Source organism: Streptacidiphilus sp. EB129 (assembly GCF_041262645.1).
Lineage (GTDB): Bacteria > Actinomycetota > Actinomycetes > Streptomycetales > Streptomycetaceae > Streptacidiphilus.
In genome coordinates this window covers 284,250-300,945 of the sequence record NZ_JBGCCS010000007.1, presented here as the reverse complement: position 1 = coordinate 300,945, position 16,696 = coordinate 284,250, and the positions used below count along the sequence as shown (strand labels likewise).

Sequence of the window (16,696 nt, the reverse complement as noted above, 5' to 3'; positions counted from 1 at the left end):
TGATCAGGTAGTCGCTGCGTCAAGAACTCCAAACTCTGGTCCAAGAATTCGTCCCGACTGAATCCCCCGACATCCGGCGGGGTAATTCTGGACCGAAGGAAGACCCCACGCGGACGAACGTCCGCGGGGCATCGGGAGAACGTCATGAGCGAATTCGCCGCAGACCCCGCCACCACCGCGCTCCGCCCCACGGCCCCGGTCGAACCCACGGCGCCCGCACCGCCCGCCGCGCCGACGGCCGCCGCCGGAACGCAGGCCCACGAGGCCTACGCGTTCGCCTGCCTCAACTGCGGGTACGGCTGGGAGCAGGAGTACGAGATCGGACACCGCAAGGACGCGCAGGGTCGTTCCGGCACGTACTACCGGGCCAACGGCGTCCCGGTCCCCTCGCCGCTCACCAAGCCGTCCTGCCCCGGCTGCGGTGGCGAGCACGTACGGATCATGCGCGCCGGCCGGGTGGCCGAGGCCGCCGCCGCCTGGCACCTCCCCTTGCACCCGACGGCCGAGGACGACCGCCGGAACGCCGCCGAGGCCGCGTTCATGGCCAGGATCCCGGCCGTGACAGAGCCCGCGTCCGAGCCGCGATCCGAGCCCGGGGCCGAGACCGGATCCGGGTCCCGGGCCGAGCGGGAGTCCGGGCCCGAGCCCGCCCCCGTCGCCCCCGCGCCGCGCCCGGAGCGCCGCGAGCGCCGGCGGCTGCATCTGCCGTTCCACCTGCGGCTGCGCCGCCACCACCACAGCACCCCCGAGGGGTAGCCGGACCGGTGGTCGCACGGATGGCCGCCATGGCCCCCGCCGGAGTGATCGCCGGAGTCCGCACCGGAGAGCGACCGGTCACGGTCGGTAATCGGTTCGGAAGCCCGGCCTCCGGCCGATAGGATTTCGGACCATGGCGGCCACTACTGAACAGACCACCGGGGCGAAGGCGTACTACGTCACCACGCCGATCTACTACGTCAACGATCGCCCTCACCTCGGCCACGCCTACACGACCGTGGCCGGCGATGTGCTCACCCGCTGGCACCGCCAGCGCGGCGAGAAGGTGTGGTTCCTGACCGGCACGGACGAGCACGGCCAGAAGATCATGCGTACTGCCGAGGCCCACGGCGTCACCCCGCAGCAGTGGTGCGACCAGTTGGTGGAGGAGGCCTGGAAGCCGCTCTGGCAGCATCTGGAGATCGCCAACGACGACTTCATCCGGACCACCGAGGACCGGCACACCGCGCGGGTCCAGGAGTTCGTGCAGGACCTGTACGACAAGGGCGAGATCTACCAGGGCGGCTACGAGGGCCCGTACTGCATCGGCTGCGAGGAGTACAAGAGCCCGGGCGACCTGCTCGACGGCCCGGACGGCGCCAAGCTCTGCCCGATCCACAAGACCCCGGTGGAGATGCTCAAGGAGGAGAACTACTTCTTCAAGCTCTCCGCCTACGGCCCCCGGCTGCTGGAGTACTACGCGGCCAACCCGGGCTTCATCCAGCCCGAGTCGGCCCGCAACGAGGTGCTGCGCTTCGTCGAGCAGGGCCTGGAGGACCTCTCCATCTCCCGGTCCACCTTCGACTGGGGCGTGCAGATCCCCTGGGACCCCAAGCACGTCATCTACGTCTGGATCGACGCGCTGCTGAACTACGCCACCGCGGTCGGCTACGGTTCCGACCAGGCGAAGTTCGGCCAGACCTTCCCCGCCGACGTGCACCTGGTTGGCAAGGACATCCTGCGCTTCCACGCGGTCATCTGGCCGGCCCTGCTGATGGCGAACGGCCTGCCGCTGCCGCGCAAGGTCGCCGCCAACGGCTGGCTGATGGTCGGCGGCGAGAAGATGAGCAAGTCCAACCTGACCGGCATCTCCCCGCAGCAGCTGACCGACCACTTCGGCGTGGACGCGTACCGCTACTACTTCTTGCGGGCGATCCCGTTCGGCACCGACGGCTCGTTCTCCTGGGAGGACTTCTCCGCCCGCTACACCTCGGAGCTGGCCAACGACTTCGGCAACCTCGCCTCGCGGGTCGCGGCCATGGTGGGCAAGTACTTCGGCGGCACCCTCCCGGCGGCCACCGCGAGCGGCCCGGCGGAGGCGGCGCTGGCGGACGGTCTGGCGAAGGCCGTCGCCGAGGCGGACGACCGGATCGGCGAGCAGCTGGACTTCGCCGGCGGCATCGCGGCGATCTTCGAGTTCGTCAAGCAGGTCAACGGCTACCTCACCGAGCAGGAGCCCTGGAAGGTCGCCAAGGACGATTCGGCGGAGGGCCAGGCGCGGCTCGCCACCATCCTGTACGCGGCGGCCGAGTCGCTGCGCGGGATCGCGGTGCTGCTCAACCCGGTGATGCCGCGGGTCTCCGGTCTGCTCTGGGACTCGCTGGGCGCGGAGGCCGTGCTCGGCGCGCTCGCGGACCAGAAGACTGCCGACGCGGCGGCCTGGGGTGTGCTGCCGGTCGGCGTGACGGTGACCAAGGGCGAGATCCTCTTCCCCCGCCTGGAGGAGAAGAAGCCGGAAGCGCCGAAGGCCGGCTGAACCGATGGCGAAGTCGGAGAGATCGAAGAAGTCGCAGGACGACCGGAAGGCGGCTCCGCCGGTCCCGGAGCCGCTCCGGGTCGCGGTGGCCGACTCGCACACCCACCTGGACATGCAGGACGCCGACCCGGCCGAGATCCTGGCCAAGGCCGCCTCGGTCGGCGTCGGCACCGTGGTCCAGGTGGGCTGCGACCTGCCCGGTTCGCGCTGGGCCGCCGAACTCGCCGCCCGCTACGAGCAGGTCCACGCGACGGTCTCGCTGCACCCCAACGAGGCGCCGCGGCTGGTCCTGGGCGACCCCGACGGCTGGTCCGGTCAGCGGCGCGAGCCGGGGGGGACGGCGGCCCTCGACGAGGCGATGGCCGAGATCGACGCGCTGGCCGCGCTGCCCCAGGTCCGCGGCGTGGGCGAGACCGGCCTGGACTACTTCCGCACCGGGCCCGAGGGGGTGGAGGTCCAGCAGGAGTCCTTCCGCCGCCACATCGCGCTGGCCAAGAAGCACGGCAAGGCCCTGGTGATCCACGACCGGGACGCCCACGACGACGTGCTGCGGATCCTGCGCGAGGAGGGGGCGCCGGAGCGCACCGTCTTCCACTGCTACTCGGGCGACGCCGAGATGGCCAAGGTCTGCGCGGAGGCCGGTTACTACCTGTCCTTCGCCGGGCCGGTCACCTTCCCGGCCAACCAGCACCTGCGCGAGGCGCTCGCGCTCGCCCCGCTGGACCGGATCCTGGTCGAGACGGACGCGCCGTTCCTCACTCCGGCCCCCTACCGGGGCCGCCCCAACGCTCCGTACCTGATCCCGGTCACCGTGCGCGCCATGGCCGTCGTCCGCGGCCTGGACGAGGACGCGATGGCCACCGCGATCGCGGCCAACACCTCCCGCGCCTTCGGCTACTGAGGCGCCGCCCGCGCCTTCGGCCGCTGAGACGCCTCCCGGCGGGCCGTCGGCGGTGGGCCGTCCGGGTCAGCCGGGGTCCCGGCGACGTGTCCCGGGGTGCCACCGGTCGTTGACCGTTCCACAGACAGCAGAGCGCGGTGGCAGTCGGCGCGGTGGACGGCGAAGGGCTTCGGATGAACGTTTCAGCAGATGCGCGTCGCACCCTGCCCAGGGCACTGGTGCTGGCGCTGCTGGTCGGCGGCACCGGGGCCTTCGTCAGCCAGCAGCGGCACACCCACCTGGAGACCGACGGCATGCCGCAGCGGGTCCGGCTGGACGCCGACCCGGCCTCGGACAGCCGCCCCGACGCGGTTCCGGGCGGAGTCCCCGGCGCGGTTCCTGACGCCGCGTCGGCGGCCGGGGTGCGGTCGGCCGGGACCGGCGTGAGGCGGGCGGCCGAGTCGGCCTCGTCCCGGTCGATGACCCCGACCCGGCGCCCGATCAGCCATGTGCCGACCGGGCGGCACCGCCGCGCCGTGCCCGAGCCGGACCAGGCCGGTGCCGCGCTCGCGGTCATCCACCACGGCACCGGTGAGCTGAACTGGTCCGCACTGGCCCGCTGCGAGGCGGGCGGCAACCCGCACGCGGTCGACCCCAGCGGCAGGTACGGCGGCCTGTACCAGTTCGACTCCGGCACCTGGCACCGCCTCGGCGGCTCCGGCCGCCCGCAGGACGCCCCGGCCGTCGAGCAGACCGCCCGTGCCCGCACCCTTTACCGCATGCGGGGCGCCTCTCCCTGGCCCACCTGCGGACACCGCGCCGGCGGATAGTCTTAGCCGGTGAGCACCAGCCCCGAAGACCCTGCGACCGAGCCCCCCGAGGCGACCCGTCCCCCCGAGACGGCCGAGGTCCCCGAGACGACCCCGGAGCCGGCCCAGCTCCCCGCGCCGACCGGCCTCGCCGCGCCGACCGACGGCCCGCTGCTCGGCCCCGCCGACATCCGCGGTCTGGCCGCGGCCCTCGGGGTCCGGCCGACCAAGCAGCGTGGGCAGAACTTCGTCATCGACGCCAACACCGTGCGCCGGATCGTCCGCGCGGCCGGCGTCGGCCCCGAGGACGTGGTGGTGGAGGTCGGCCCCGGCCTGGGCTCGCTCACCCTCGGGCTGCTGGAGGTCGCCGACCGGGTCACCGCCGTGGAGATCGACGCGCTGCTCGCCCGGCACCTGCCGACCACCGTCGCGGCCCGGATGCCGGACCGGGTCGACCGCTTCGCGCTGGTGCACGACGACGCCATGGCCGTCGCCGAACTGCCCGGCCCCGCCCCCACCGCGCTGGTCGCGAACCTGCCCTACAACGTCGCCGTGCCGGTACTGCTGCACATGCTGGAGACCTTCCCCAGCATCGAGCGCACCCTGGTCATGGTGCAGTCCGAGGTCGCCGACCGGCTCGCGGCCGGACCCGGCAACAAGGTCTACGGCGTCCCCTCGGTGAAGGCCAACTGGTACGCCGAGGTGAAGCGGGCCGGTGCCATCGGCCGCAACGTCTTCTGGCCCGCGCCGAACGTCGACTCCGGGCTGGTGTCGCTGGTCCGCCGTGACCCGCCGAAGACCACGGCCAGCCGCCAGGAGGTGTTCGCCGTGGTGGACGCCGCCTTCGCGCAGCGCCGGAAGACCCTGAGGGCCGCGCTGGCCGGCTGGGCCGGCTCCGCGGCCGCGGCCGAGCAGGCGCTGACCGCGGCCGGGATCGACTTCCGGCTGCGCGGCGAGACGCTGACGGTCGAGCAGTTCGCCGCCATCGCGGAAGCGAAGCCTGCGGCAGAATGAGTGCTCGGCTGTTGAAAGATGTGCTGTCCACCGCGTGAGGGAGTAGTAACGCCGTGCCGTCGTCCGTCACCGTCCGAGTCCCGGCCAAGGTCAATGTCCAGCTCGCCGTCGGCGGCCGTCGCGCGGACGGCTTCCACGGCCTGGCCTCGGTGTTCTTCGCCGTGGGCCTCTACGACGAGGTCACCGTCAGCCCGGCCGACCGGCTGACGGTCACCGTCGAGGGCGCCGACGCCGCGCACGTCCCGGCCGACTCCAGCAACCTCGCCGCCAGGGCGGCGCTACTGCTGGGCGCCCGCCACGGGGTCGCCGCGGACGTGCACATCCACATCGACAAGGGCATCCCGGTGGCCGGTGGCATGGCCGGCGGCAGTGCGGACGCCGCCGCCGCGCTGGTCGGCTGCGATGCCCTCTGGGGTACCGGCAGCAGCCCGGCCGAGCTGGCCGGGCTCGCCGCCGAGCTGGGCAGCGACGTCCCGTTCAGCCTGCTCGGCGGCGTCGCCCTGGGCGAGGGCCGGGGCGAGCTGCTGACGCCGGTACCGGTCGGCGGAACCTTCCACTGGGTGTTCGCGGTCGCCGACGGCGGCCTGTCCACCCCGTCCGTGTACGGGGAGTGCGACCGCCTCCGGGACCTGGCTGGCGGCTCGGCCGAGGCCGACGTACCGGTTCCGGCCGCCGACCAGGCGCTGCTGGAGGCCCTGCGTACGGGAGACGCCGGTGCGCTCGGCGCCGCGCTCAGCAACGACCTGCAGGCCGCGGCGCTCTCGCTCCGCCCCGGCCTGGCCGAGACGCTGCGGGCCGGCGCGGACGCGGGCGCGATCGGCACCCTGGTCTCCGGCTCCGGCCCCACCTGCGCCTTCCTGGCCAAGGACGCCGCCACCGCGCGGGCCATCGCCGCGGCCCTGCGGTCCTCCACCGTCTGCCGAACCGCCCACGTCGCCGAGGGCCCGGTCCCCGGCGCCGCGCTGATGCGCTGACGCGGCGTCGGCGGCCGCCTGTCAGGCAGTCAGCTGCTCGAACACCGCGGACCACCAGCTGTCGGGCTCGGCGAAGGCGACGGGATCGACGGCCCGCAGGTAGTCGGCCAGCTTCTGGTAGTACTCATGTTGCTGCGGAGCATCGGCCTGGGCGGTGTGCGCACCGCGCAGCCCCATGCGGTACAGGAATTCGACGAAGGTCTCCAGGGAGCTGTTGACGATCTCGGCCTGGGGTTCAGCGCCCAGCGCGAGCAGGATCACGACGCCTCGCTCCAGGTCCAGGCAGTAGCGCAGCCCGGGGTCGTCGGTGGGTCCGCCGAGGACCAGCACCTTGACCTGCTCCGCTCCGACCTCCACCGGAAGCAGATCGAAGGCGACGGGCTCGCCCTGGACGGTCAGCGTGAACAGGACGTCGACGAACGCCGGGACACCCGTCTCCGACAGTGCGGTCACCGCCGCCTCGGGCACACCGAAGCGAAGGCACTCCTCGCGGTCGACGCGGGCGATGCGGTCCGCCCCGAACAGCTCGGTGAGTTCCTGAGTGGTGGCCATGTCCTCATCTTCCGATCGACTGGAGCAGAATGTACCACTCGTCGAATAGCCTGTCGGGGTCCCTCATGGGCTCGTCCAGCCCCACGAAATCCGCGTAGGCAGGACCGGCGACCGTCTGGACAAAGAATTCCTCGATGCTGTCCGCGGCCTTCTCGAAGACGCTGGAATCCTGCCACTCGATTCCCTGGTCCGGGATGTGCCAGACGGACTGGTCGCTTCTGCGAATGAACAGCGGGTCGGGTTCGACCAGGCCGCAGCAGAAGTACTCGGCCGGGTCGAGGGGAAGCGTCGAGCCCTCGATCGGCTCTGTGAAGTACTGCTGCTCCGCAACGTCCGCCGCACTCCAGAACGTGAGCGACGTCCCGCACGTCGGCCCGTCGGTGAGTGATAGGAGCCGGGCGTAGCCCGAAGGCGTTCCGGCCGGCACCGACTCAGGCGCCGCACCGCGGGGGATGCTCACATTGTAGAAGTCCGGGCGTTCGGAAAGCGCGGCACGGAGCTCCTCGATGATGGATTCAAGGTCGGTCAGTCTCACCACCATTTTATCTTCACCTTTATCGGCGTTCCTTCGGGAAGCTGCGCGATTGACGGCCGTATCTGTGCTGTTCCTACGTCGTGGTTGGTCTTCCCGTGCAGCATCCTCAGATTACGCCAGGAGTCGGCGCCGCCGAGCTGGAGTTCGGAGACATGGTCGGGCTGCATGGACCTGGCCAGGGCGGCGCTCTGATCGGCGAGTTCCGGGTTCGCGTTCGCGTGGATGATGTTGATCAGCGCCCCCTTGTAGTCCGCGGTGATCTTCTTGTCGCGGGCGTCCGGTTCACCGGCCGCGGTCCGGGCCTTCGGTTCCCTGGCCTTGAAGAGGGCGCCCTCGTTGCCGAGTCGGCGCAGCGCGAGAGCCTTGCGAGCGAACTGGACCTTCGGCATCCCCGGCTTCCACTGCACCGTGACGGTGTGGGTGGGCAGGTCGGGGTTCGGTCCGTTGTTGGGATGGGTGCCCGCTACGTCGCGGGACCGGTCGACCATGTTGTTGATCATGCCGTCCAGCGCGCTCGGCTTGGGCGCGCCGGGCGGACCGCCGGGGAGTTCGCCGGGCTGCTCGCGTCGGGCGGCCTCTGCGGCGAGCTTCTGTTGCAGATGCTGCTCGGCCGCCGCGACGACGGCTTCCGGCGTCCTGGCCTTGGCGATGGCGTCGATCGCCGCAGCGGTGTCGGCCTCGTTCTGGCGGGAGTTCGCCGCGTGCGTGCTCATGTTGTCGGCGTACTGGTGCTTGTGCTGGGCGACCTTGCCGCCGGCGCCCTCGGGGCCGCCGCCGACCGCGCCGCCGACGCCGGTGACGATGCCGTGGACGAACTGGGCCGTGTCGCCGCCGCCGTAGTCGGCCCCGGCTATGTGGGCGTCGAACTCGCCGGCGGCGCCCTCGACGTCGCTTGCGGCCTGGTGCATGTGCGAGGCCTGCTCGTCCAGGTGGTCCGGATGCGTGCGGGTGTGCCCACTACTGCTCATGCCGGGGTCTCCTGGGACTGCGATCCGGACGACGAGGCTGACGACGACCCGCCCTGCTCGGAGCCGGCCTGGCTGTACTTGTCCTTGGTGGCGCTGACCGCCCCCTCGCCTGCCTGCTCGGCGTGCTGGGCCAGCCCGCCGGCGGTGGTGTAGGAGGCGACGCTCTGCTTGGCGGAGTCGACCGTGGCGGACTTCCCGGCGTTGAGGATGTCGCCGGCGTGGATCCCGCTGCCGGTGCCGAGCGCGTCCTCGGTGGCCTCGAAGACCAGTTCGTTGACCATGCCCTCGACCCCGGCGATCACCGCCGCCTTGGCCTCCTGGAGCACCTGGTCGATCAGCTGCTTCTCCAGCGCCTTGAGCAGGTCCTTGATCACCGTTCTGGTGCCGGCGATCTCCGCCGCGGCGGCGGCCTCGGTCAGACCGAAGGTCTCGATCGCCCCGGCCTCGTCGACCGCGAGTTCGAACGCGAGCGCGGTGAGCTGGCCGATGACGGCGTACTTGGCGGTCTCCACCGCCGCCGCCCCGATGTCCAGGGCGTCCGCGAAGTCGTAGCAGATGGTGTGCAGCTTGGCGATGTTGGGACTGGAGCGGTTGGCCCACTTGCCGATCAGCGCTTCGGCGGCCTGGCCCTCGTTCTGGTCGGCGACCGCGGCGATGTGGGTGTCCCCGCTCTGGCGGGCGGCCTCGACCGAGTCGGCGTACTTGCGGAACTGGTCGCCGGTCGCGCGGAGTTTGTCCTCGTCGACGTCGGGCCAGTTCACCCCGATCAGGCTCAGCACCCAGACCAGCTCGCCCGGCAGATTGATGCTCATCGGCAGCCCACCCCCGTACCCCCGGTCCCGTCTCCCCGTGTACCCATCACGTCGCGCCGATGGCGATGATATGAGGAATTGGATCCCGATGCCGCTCACTCGCCCGTCGAAACCTCGGATCGCCGACGGTCGACGGCCGACTAGGCTGGTGGAGGTCCGTACCGCATGACACCCGCACGTCCCCCAGCCCCCGCAGGAGCGCAGCACCCGTGGCAGTCAACCTCGTCACCGTCGAAGCCGTCACCAAGGTGTACGGCACGCGCGCCGTCCTCGACGGCGTGTCCGTCGGGGTCAGCGAGGGGGACCGGATCGGGGTCGTCGGCCGCAACGGCGACGGCAAGACCACTCTCACCCGGATCATGGCCAAGCTGGAGGACGCCGACTCCGGCCGGGTCACCCACGTCGGCGGGCTGCAGGTGGGCGCGCTCACCCAGAGCGACTCGCTCGACCCGCAGGCCACCATCCGGCACGAGGTCATCCGGGACATGGACGACCACGAGTGGGCCGGCAACGCCAAGGTCCGCGACGTGCTGACCGGCCTCTTCGGCGGCCTCGACCTGCCCGGCTTCGAGCAGGGCCTGGACACCGTGATCGGCCCGCTGTCCGGTGGCGAGCGCCGCCGGATCGCGCTGGCGAAGCTGCTCATCGCCGAGCCCGACCTGCTGGTCCTGGACGAGCCCACCAACCACCTCGACGTCGAGGGCATCGCCTGGCTGGCCGGCCACCTGCGGGTGCGCCGCTCCGCGCTGGTCGTGGTCACCCACGACCGCTGGTTCCTGGACCAGGTCTGCACCCGGATGTGGGACGTCCAGGACGGCACCGTGCACGAGTACGAGGGCGGCTACTCGGACTACGTCTTCGCCCGCGCGGAGCGGATGCGGATCGCCTCCACCGAGGAGGCCAAGCGGCAGAACCTGGTCCGCAAGGAGCTCGCCTGGCTGCGCCGGGGCGCCCCGGCCCGTACCTCCAAGCCGCGGTTCCGGGTCGAGGCGGCCAACGAGCTGATCGCCGACGTCCCCGAGCCCCGGGACCGGGCCGAGCTGATGAAGTTCGCCAACTCGCGCCTCGGCAGGACCGTCTTCGAGCTCACCGACGTCACCGTCCAGGCCGGGCCGAAGGTGCTGCTGGAGCACCTCACCTGGAACCTCGGCCCCGGCGACCGGATCGGCCTGGTCGGCGTCAACGGAGCCGGCAAGACCTCGCTGATGCGTGCCATGCAGTCGGCCTGGGCCAGCGACGGCGACACCCAGCCGGCCGACGGCCGGGTCGTCGTCGGCAAGACCGTGAAACTGGCCTACCTGTCCCAGGAGGTCACCGAACTCCCGCCCACACTGCGGGTGCTGGAGTCGGTGGAGCAGGTGCGCGGCCGGGTCGACCTGGGCAAGGGCCGGGAGATGTCGGCCAGTCAGCTCTGCGAGACCTTCGGCTTCGGCAAGGAGAAGCAGTGGACGCCGGTCGGGGACCTCTCCGGTGGTGAGCGGCGCCGGCTGCAGCTGCTGCGGCTGCTGATGGACGAGCCCAACGTGCTGTTCATGGACGAGCCCACCAACGACCTGGACATCGAGACCCTGAGCCAGCTGGAGGACCTGCTCGACGGCTGGCCCGGCTCGCTGGTGATCGTCAGCCACGACCGCTACTTCATCGAGCGCACCACCGACGCCGTCTACGCCCTGCTCGGCGACCGCACCCTGCGGAACCTGCCCAGGGGCATCGACGAGTACCTGGAGCGCCGGCACGCCATGGAGGAGCGCGCCGCGTCCGCCGTTGCGGTGGCCGCGCCGCCGAGGAAGACCGGCGACACCCGGACGGCGAAGAAGGAACTCCAGCGCCTCGAGCGGCAGATCCAGAAGCTGGACAAGGAGGAGGCCAAGCTGCACACGCAGCTGGCCGAGCACGCCGCCGACTTCGGCAAGGTCGCCGAACTGGACGGCCGGCTGCGGGCGCTCAAGGAGGAGCGCGACGAGCTGGAACTGGAGTGGCTGGAGCTCGCCGAGGACGTCTGAGCCGGGGTGTCTGAAGCCTCCACGCGGCGAGGAACCATCCCTTTGTGTGACCGTCTGCGGGAATAGGGCCGTTCACGATTTGATAGCCGAATAGCCTCCCCGGTGACATCGAGTCACTGGGGAGGCTATGTCATGGGGAACGAAGCAGACGGCACCGAACTGGCGGTCGAGCCCGAGGCGCTGGATCACGAGGCCGCCGCCCTGTACGCGGCAGCGGCGGAGGCCGCCCGGCTGGCCCGGCTGGTGTCGGGTGTCGAGGTGGCCGCCCTCGGCTCGCGCAGCTCCGCCGCGCTGCGAAGCTGCGTCGGCGCCTGGGGCCAGTGGCTCGCCGCACTGGGCACCGACCTGGACGACTACGCGGATCGACTGCTCGTCACCGCAGGCAACTACCGTGCGGCGGAGGCGGAGAGCTGTGCCGGGATGCTGTCGGCCGGGCTGCGTCCCGAACTGCGGGCCGGGCGCTGGGCATGACGGAGCTGTTCACGCTGATCCCCGAGGCGGGGTCGCTCGCCGCTGCCGGTCTGCTCATTGACGACGTGTCGGAGGCTTGCGGGGCGCTGGCCGACAACCTGGCTTCGGCACGGTCCGCGTACCGGGCGCGCTGGAGCGGTGCCGCTGCCGCTCGAGCCGGGCTGGCACTGGCCCGGCAGCGCGGTCGGCTCACCGCCGCGCACCTGCAGTTGCGGGCTCTGGGCTCGCTGCTGGGGCAGGCCGCCGAGGAATTCCGGCAGCACCGCTCCGAGCTGGGCGAGTTGCTTGACGCGGAAAGGCCCGGCGCCGGCGTGCTCGCCCCCAGCGCCGCCACCGCGATCGACCGGGTCCGCGCCGCCGCCGACCGGACGGACCAGTGGCTGGCAGCCGAGCTGGCCCTGTCGGTCGCGCAGGCCGCCGACCCCGACGGCCCCGACCTGCCGGCCGCCGATGCCAGGCTGCGCCAGGTCACCGCACGGCTGGCGGCCGCTCTCCCGCCTCCGGGCAGCAACCCCGGTCTGGTCCACGACTGGTGGCGGCGGCTCGGCCCGGATGCCCGGCGGATGCTGGTCAGGGACCAGCCGCAGCTGGTCGGCTCGCTCGACGGAGTGCCCTGCGCCGTCCGCGACCAGGCCAACCGCCTGCTGCTGGACCGGCTGGTGGCGGACTCGGACCGGCCGGAGGCGCTGCTCGCGCTCCGCGACCGGCTACGGCGCGAGGCTGATGGTGGCAGTCCGCCCGTCCTGCTGCTGGCCCTCGGCACGGCGGGCCAGGGCCGAGCCGTGCTCTCCTTCGGTGACCCGGACACCGCGACGCACATCTGTGCCTACGTCCCGGGCATGGGCACCCGCCTCGCCGACGCCGCTGGGAAGGAGGCCGACCGCGCCCTTGCCGTCCAGCAGGCCTCCGGCCCGGGCACGGCGGCTCTGGTCTGGCTCGGATACGATCCGCCGGGCACCGTCCCGGATGCCGCCCGCACCACCCGCGCCGCAGCCGGGGCGGTCGACTTCGAGCGCTTCCTCGGCGCGCTGCGTAGCACCCATCGCACCGGCGTGCCGCCGCACATCACCGCACTCGGCCACAGCTACGGCTCGTTGCTCGTCGGCCTGGCCGCGCAGCGCCCCGGCGGCGTCCCGGCCGACGAACTGGTGCTGATCGGCAGCCCCGGCACCGGCGCCGACCACGCCTCCCGACTCGGCGTCCGTGACGGCCATGTCTGGGTCGGCGCCGCGCCGCACGACCCGGTGACCCGGCTGCCGGCCCCGTCGGTGGCTGCGGCCGCGCTGCTGGCGGGCACCGGCCAGTCCCCGCTCGGGCTGCTGCAACTGCGCGCGGACCGGGGTCATCTGACCTGGTTCGGCGCCGATCCGGCCGCCCCCGCCTTCGGTGCCCGACGCCTCCCGGCCGACGACGGCCCCCCAGGCGGCTTCGGGGCCGCCCACTCGCACTACCTCGACCCGGGCAGCCGCTCGCTCGCCGCGGTCGCCGCCGTCATCACAGGTCGGCAAGGGCCCTGAGCTGTGTCAGAGCCGTGCGGTAACGTGGAACTGCTCGTGATGGCGGCGGGTACATGTGACTCGGGGGAAGACATGGTGGACAGCGCGAACATTCAGGTCGAGGTAGACACCCTGACGGCGTTCCGCGACCGGGTGGACGGCCTGCTCTCATCCTTGGACGCGGGCCCGGCGTCGACCAAGCAGATTTCGGGCCAGCAGCTGGAGTCTGCGCACCTCGGATCCGGCTTCGGCGAGATAACCGACCTGGTGGGCACCTACCAGCAGGTGCACCAGCAACTGCAGAGTCTGTCGCAGACCCTGAGCGACCAGATCAACGCGATGAGCATCACCATCAAGGTCTCCGAGGTGGGCTACCAGAACGTCGAGGCCGACCAGGTCTCCACGCTGTGGGACATCCAGGGCCGGACGCAGGCGAACGCACTGCCCCCCGGCCAGGGCTATGTGACGGTGCAGCAGCAGCTCGACGCAGCCAGGCAGAACCAGGGAAGCCAGTCGACGGACACTCAGCCGACCGGCGACCAGACCGCGCGGCCGGGCCCGTCGCCCGTCGCCCGCCCCTACTGATTCCGACCGACCACGACGGCGGGGGAGCCGACACATGCGACCGTCCGACGGAGGCGACTCCTGGAGCGCCACCACCGACTTCGAGAAGATCCCGCACGCCAAGCTGCTCACCATGGTGGCCGGTGCCGACCCGCAGGCGGTGCTCGCGGTCGGCAATGCGCTGGCCGACGCGGGCACTCAGATGCAGACGCTCGCCGACGACCTGCTGACGCACATCAACGGCCTGCAGTGGACCAGCGCGGCCGGTGACTCCTTCCGCGCCTGGGGTCAGCAGGTCGTCTCGGCGACGGACACCCTGGCTATCTACACCAGCAACACCAGCACTTCGATCATGATGGCCGGGGAGACCCTCAGCTCCACGAAGCTGCCGGAGATCCCGGCCGGGCCCCAGTCGGTCGTGGACGCCTACAGTTGCCAGCTCGGCGCGCAGATGGTCCGGGGTCAGGACGGCACCATGAAGGTCGCCCAGCCGCTGCTGTTCTCCACCAACACCCCGGGCCAGCTGCCTGGCAGCCAAACACCCCTGTTCAGCACGGGGTCGGCCCCGCTGGGCGGCGGCCAGGTCACCCAGCAGGCGGCCTATCAGGCGCAGTTGAAGCTGGATGCGGCCCACCAGGAGGCCATCGGCCAGATGGAGAAGCTGGGCGGCTCCTACTATGGTGCCCAGCAGACCATGATGGTCAGTACGGTCCCCAACTTCCCGCCGACGCCTGGCGACCTGATGCCGCCGAGGGGCTCTGGAAGTTATGACGGGAGCGGGAACGTCACCCTGGCCGGAGGTGGCACGTCGCGCACGGGATCCTCCGGTGGGGGAACTGTGAAGGTTCGGAAGACCTCGGGCGTCAGGACCTCGGCCGGTGGCTCCGGTACGACCGGCCAGGGGGGCAGCGAGACGCCGGTCACGCCAGTGCACGCGCCTAACCCCGGGTCGGGTGGCAGCAGCCCCTCCGGTGGCGGGACTACGACACTCCAGGGCTTTCAGCCTCCGACCTCTCCGACCTCCCCGGTCGGCGGGACCTCCGGGGCCAGTGGCCCCATCGGCGGAACCTCCGACGGTACCGGTGGCGGCGCAGGCGGTGTGACGGTCGGCTTGCACCCGGTCGGCGGCGGCGCCACCGGGGTGTCCCTCGGTTCGAAGCCGAAGCCCGGCGCCGGTGGGACCGGTATTCACGGTGGAGAGCCAGGTCCCGCCGCGTCTCCGGCTGGTCGGCGCGGAAGCGGTCTCGGTGCCGGCGCCGTGGGCGAGGGTGGGAGCGGTTTCGCGGGCGGGTCCGGCGCGGTCGCGGGCGAGGGTTCCGGCTCGTCGACCGCCAGGGCCGGTCTGGTCGCAGAGGCGGCTGCCGAGCGGGGTACCCCGACAGCGGAGACCACCGCAGGTAGCGGGATGATGCCGATGGGCAGCGGTGGCATCGGCGGACAGGGACGAGGCCGCAACCGGAACCGCCGTCGCGCGTCCTACCTGGTCGCGGACGAGGCGGGGTGGATCGACGACGAGAGTCGGGTCAACCCTGCGGTGATCCAATAGCGCTTCGACCGACGGTCGGACGCACAGGCGAGGAGAGCACCATGGCACGGTTCGCTGGACGAGCGCTGCTGCACGCGGCGGCAGCGCTGAGTGCGGCGAGTGCTCTGCTCGCCGGAACGTCCCCGGTGGCCACCGCGGATACCCCGATTACTTCGGTGCGTGCGCTGGAGTGGTGGCTGGACTCCATGCACGCACCGGACCAGATCTGGAAGCTGTCCACCGGCAAGGGCGTCACCGTTGCCGTGATCGACAGCGGCGTCGACGCGAACCACCCGGACCTGGTCGGCAAGGTCCTGCCGGGCCAGAACTTCTCCGCCCTCAGCGGTGGCGCCGACACCGACGCCGACGGGCACGGCACCGGCATGGCCAGCTTCATCGTCGGCTCAGGCCGGGGCTTCGGCGGCAAGGGTATGTACGGACTCGCGCCGGACGCCACCATCCTCCCGCTCCGCGTGGTCGGGAAGGGGAGTACCGAGGACGCCTTCGCCGCCGACCTGGCGGCGCAACTGACCTCGGCCATCCGCGCGGCTGCGGACAGCGACGCCAGGATCATCAGCATCTCCATGGGGCAGCAGGAGAATGAGGCCAATGTGCACGCGGCCGTCGACTACGCCCTCGGCAAGGGGAAGCTGGTGATTGCCGCTGTCGGAAACGACGGCCAGCACGGCGACCCAGTCGAGTACCCGGCGGCCTTCCCCGGCGTGGTCGGCGTCGCGGCCACCGGCCAGGACGGCCGGACGACGGCGGAGTCCGAGCACGGCGCCCAGGTTGCCTTCACGGCTCCGGGCGACAACATGTACCGGGCCTGCGTCGGCCCCTCCGGCTACTGCTGGGCCCACGGCACCAGTGACGCCACCGCGCTGACGTCCGCTTCGGCGGCGCTGGTCTGGTCGGTCCACCCGGACTGGACCGCGAACCAGGTGATCCGGGTGCTCATCGACACCGCCAGCTCCGGCGGCAACCCCGGTGCGCGTGACCCGTACTTTGGCTTCGGCATCGTCCGGCCCCGGGAGGCGCTGGCCAACCCGGGCGACCCCGGCGCCGCCGATGTCAATCCACTGCTGCCTGCCGCCGCGACCCCTTCCCCGGCCGCGACCCCCGGCGGGACCACGAACCCGACGACGGCGCCCCAGACCGCGAAGCAGTCGACCGCGAGTAGCAGCGGCGGTTCCGTCCTCTGGATCGCTCTCGGCGCGGCCGTGGTCGTCCTCGCCGGAGCAGTCGGCGCCTTCGTTGTGATCCGCCGCCGCACCCGCCCGTAACCGTCGCGCACGCCCCCCTGCGGGCCGGCTGCTCCTGGCGATATGGATACAAGTAGGCACAACTTGACGTAAGTTGACGATGAACATACAGTCGAGTCGATCAACTCCGGGCGCATTGGTAGTTCCCGTGCGGAGTCCACTCGGGAGGGGGTCCCATGAACGTGACTCGCACTGTGCGCGTCCTCAGGAAATCAAGCAGGCGCACGGCAGTGCTCTGGGGCCTCGTTGCCTGCGCGTGTCTTCTGGGCGCCGCTGTCTACTGGATCGCAGATCCGGCAGCAAGTGCCAGAGAGGACTT

Annotated in this window: 15 protein-coding genes and 1 pseudogene; 12 read left to right on the top strand and 4 right to left on the bottom strand. The window is 71.7% G+C overall.

The window, feature by feature from the left end:
* The first annotated feature begins 144 nt into the window (after positions 1-144).
* The 6 genes and pseudogenes from ABH925_RS12160 (at position 145) to ABH925_RS12135 (ending at position 6,189) form a co-directional block, all read left to right on the top strand.
* The gene (locus ABH925_RS12160) at positions 145-756 is read left to right on the top strand and encodes a hypothetical protein (RefSeq protein WP_370147416.1); all 612 of its coding nucleotides are present in this window, start codon (positions 145-147) and stop codon (positions 754-756) included.
* Between the two features lie 133 nt (positions 757-889).
* Complete coding sequence (gene metG, locus ABH925_RS12155) at positions 890-2,512, top strand: methionine--tRNA ligase (protein ID WP_370147415.1); 1,623 nt, start codon at positions 890-892, stop codon at positions 2,510-2,512.
* 4 nt (positions 2,513-2,516) lie between these two features.
* Positions 2,517-3,413: a TatD family hydrolase gene (locus tag ABH925_RS12150; protein ID WP_370147414.1), complete on the top strand. Its 897-nt coding sequence runs from the start codon at positions 2,517-2,519 to the stop codon at positions 3,411-3,413.
* 569 nt (positions 3,414-3,982) lie between these two features.
* Positions 3,983-4,222: pseudogene (locus ABH925_RS12145) on the top strand (transglycosylase family protein); the annotation flags it as partial.
* A gap of 150 nt (positions 4,223-4,372) precedes the next feature.
* On the top strand, positions 4,373-5,215 hold the full coding sequence (gene rsmA, locus ABH925_RS12140; RefSeq protein WP_370147452.1) for a 16S rRNA (adenine(1518)-N(6)/adenine(1519)-N(6))-dimethyltransferase RsmA: 843 nt from the start codon (positions 4,373-4,375) through the stop codon (positions 5,213-5,215).
* 53 nt (positions 5,216-5,268) lie between these two features.
* Complete coding sequence (locus tag ABH925_RS12135; RefSeq protein WP_370147412.1) at positions 5,269-6,189, top strand: 4-(cytidine 5'-diphospho)-2-C-methyl-D-erythritol kinase; 921 nt, start codon at positions 5,269-5,271, stop codon at positions 6,187-6,189.
* Between the two features lie 21 nt (positions 6,190-6,210).
* Here ABH925_RS12135 and ABH925_RS12130 read toward each other — a convergent pair whose 3' ends face one another.
* The 4 genes from ABH925_RS12130 to ABH925_RS12115 are packed head-to-tail and all read right to left on the bottom strand — an operon-like array spanning position 6,211 to position 9,056.
* Positions 6,211-6,741, bottom strand: a complete 531-nt coding sequence (locus ABH925_RS12130) for an SUKH-4 family immunity protein (RefSeq protein WP_370147411.1) — start codon at positions 6,739-6,741, stop codon at positions 6,211-6,213.
* A 4-nt stretch (positions 6,742-6,745) separates the two neighbouring features.
* The gene (locus ABH925_RS12125; RefSeq protein ID WP_370147410.1) at positions 6,746-7,282 is read right to left on the bottom strand and encodes a hypothetical protein; all 537 of its coding nucleotides are present in this window, start codon (positions 7,280-7,282) and stop codon (positions 6,746-6,748) included.
* Entirely contained in the window at positions 7,273-8,244 is a 972-nt protein-coding gene (locus tag ABH925_RS12120) for a hypothetical protein (RefSeq protein ID WP_370147409.1), read from the bottom strand. The genes ABH925_RS12125 and ABH925_RS12120 overlap by 10 nt, the downstream gene beginning before the upstream one ends.
* Positions 8,241-9,056: a hypothetical protein gene (locus tag ABH925_RS12115; protein ID WP_370147408.1), complete on the bottom strand. Its 816-nt coding sequence runs from the start codon at positions 9,054-9,056 to the stop codon at positions 8,241-8,243. Before ABH925_RS12115 ends, ABH925_RS12120 begins: the two co-directional genes overlap by 4 nt.
* Before the next feature lie 209 nt (positions 9,057-9,265).
* On the opposite strand from ABH925_RS12115, the gene ABH925_RS12110 reads away from it, so the two are divergent.
* From ABH925_RS12110 to mycP, 6 genes are all read left to right on the top strand, one after another.
* Positions 9,266-11,059: an ABC-F family ATP-binding cassette domain-containing protein gene (locus ABH925_RS12110; protein ID WP_370147407.1), complete on the top strand. Its 1,794-nt coding sequence runs from the start codon at positions 9,266-9,268 to the stop codon at positions 11,057-11,059.
* 132 nt (positions 11,060-11,191) lie between these two features.
* Positions 11,192-11,530 carry a hypothetical protein gene (locus ABH925_RS12105; protein WP_370147405.1) on the top strand — a complete coding sequence of 113 codons (339 nt, stop codon included), beginning with the start codon at positions 11,192-11,194 and terminating at the stop codon, positions 11,528-11,530.
* Positions 11,527-13,047 (top strand): alpha/beta hydrolase, encoded by a 1,521-nt coding sequence (locus tag ABH925_RS12100; protein WP_370147404.1) that lies wholly within the window; start codon positions 11,527-11,529, stop codon positions 13,045-13,047. The genes ABH925_RS12105 and ABH925_RS12100 overlap by 4 nt, the downstream gene beginning before the upstream one ends.
* Before the next feature lie 72 nt (positions 13,048-13,119).
* Positions 13,120-13,611: a hypothetical protein gene (locus ABH925_RS12095; RefSeq protein ID WP_370147403.1), complete on the top strand. Its 492-nt coding sequence runs from the start codon at positions 13,120-13,122 to the stop codon at positions 13,609-13,611.
* 34 nt (positions 13,612-13,645) lie between these two features.
* Positions 13,646-15,136 (top strand): WXG100 family type VII secretion target, encoded by a 1,491-nt coding sequence (locus tag ABH925_RS12090; RefSeq protein ID WP_370147402.1) that lies wholly within the window; start codon positions 13,646-13,648, stop codon positions 15,134-15,136.
* A 41-nt stretch (positions 15,137-15,177) separates the two neighbouring features.
* Complete coding sequence (mycP, locus tag ABH925_RS12085) at positions 15,178-16,398, top strand: type VII secretion-associated serine protease mycosin (protein WP_370147401.1); 1,221 nt, start codon at positions 15,178-15,180, stop codon at positions 16,396-16,398.
* Positions 16,399-16,696: the final 298 nt, after the last annotated feature.

Bases quoted from the DNA above. Each gene is read 5' to 3' on its own strand.
- ABH925_RS12160 (WP_370147416.1), top strand. From the start codon at position 145: ATGAGCGAATTCGCCGCAGACCCCGCCACCACCGCGCTCCGCCCCACG.
- metG (WP_370147415.1), top strand. From the start codon at position 890: ATGGCGGCCACTACTGAACAGACCACCGGGGCGAAGGCGTACTACGTC.
- ABH925_RS12150 (WP_370147414.1), top strand. From the start codon at position 2,517: ATGGCGAAGTCGGAGAGATCGAAGAAGTCGCAGGACGACCGGAAGGCG.
- ABH925_RS12130 (WP_370147411.1), bottom strand. From the start codon at position 6,741: ATGGCCACCACTCAGGAACTCACCGAGCTGTTCGGGGCGGACCGCATC.
- ABH925_RS12125 (WP_370147410.1), bottom strand. From the start codon at position 7,282: ATGGTGGTGAGACTGACCGACCTTGAATCCATCATCGAGGAGCTCCGT.
- ABH925_RS12120 (WP_370147409.1), bottom strand. From the start codon at position 8,244: ATGAGCAGTAGTGGGCACACCCGCACGCATCCGGACCACCTGGACGAG.
- ABH925_RS12115 (WP_370147408.1), bottom strand. From the start codon at position 9,056: ATGAGCATCAATCTGCCGGGCGAGCTGGTCTGGGTGCTGAGCCTGATC.
- ABH925_RS12105 (WP_370147405.1), top strand. From the start codon at position 11,192: ATGGGGAACGAAGCAGACGGCACCGAACTGGCGGTCGAGCCCGAGGCG.
- ABH925_RS12100 (WP_370147404.1), top strand. From the start codon at position 11,527: ATGACGGAGCTGTTCACGCTGATCCCCGAGGCGGGGTCGCTCGCCGCT.
- ABH925_RS12095 (WP_370147403.1), top strand. From the start codon at position 13,120: ATGGTGGACAGCGCGAACATTCAGGTCGAGGTAGACACCCTGACGGCG.
- ABH925_RS12090 (WP_370147402.1), top strand. From the start codon at position 13,646: ATGCGACCGTCCGACGGAGGCGACTCCTGGAGCGCCACCACCGACTTC.
- mycP (WP_370147401.1), top strand. From the start codon at position 15,178: ATGGCACGGTTCGCTGGACGAGCGCTGCTGCACGCGGCGGCAGCGCTG.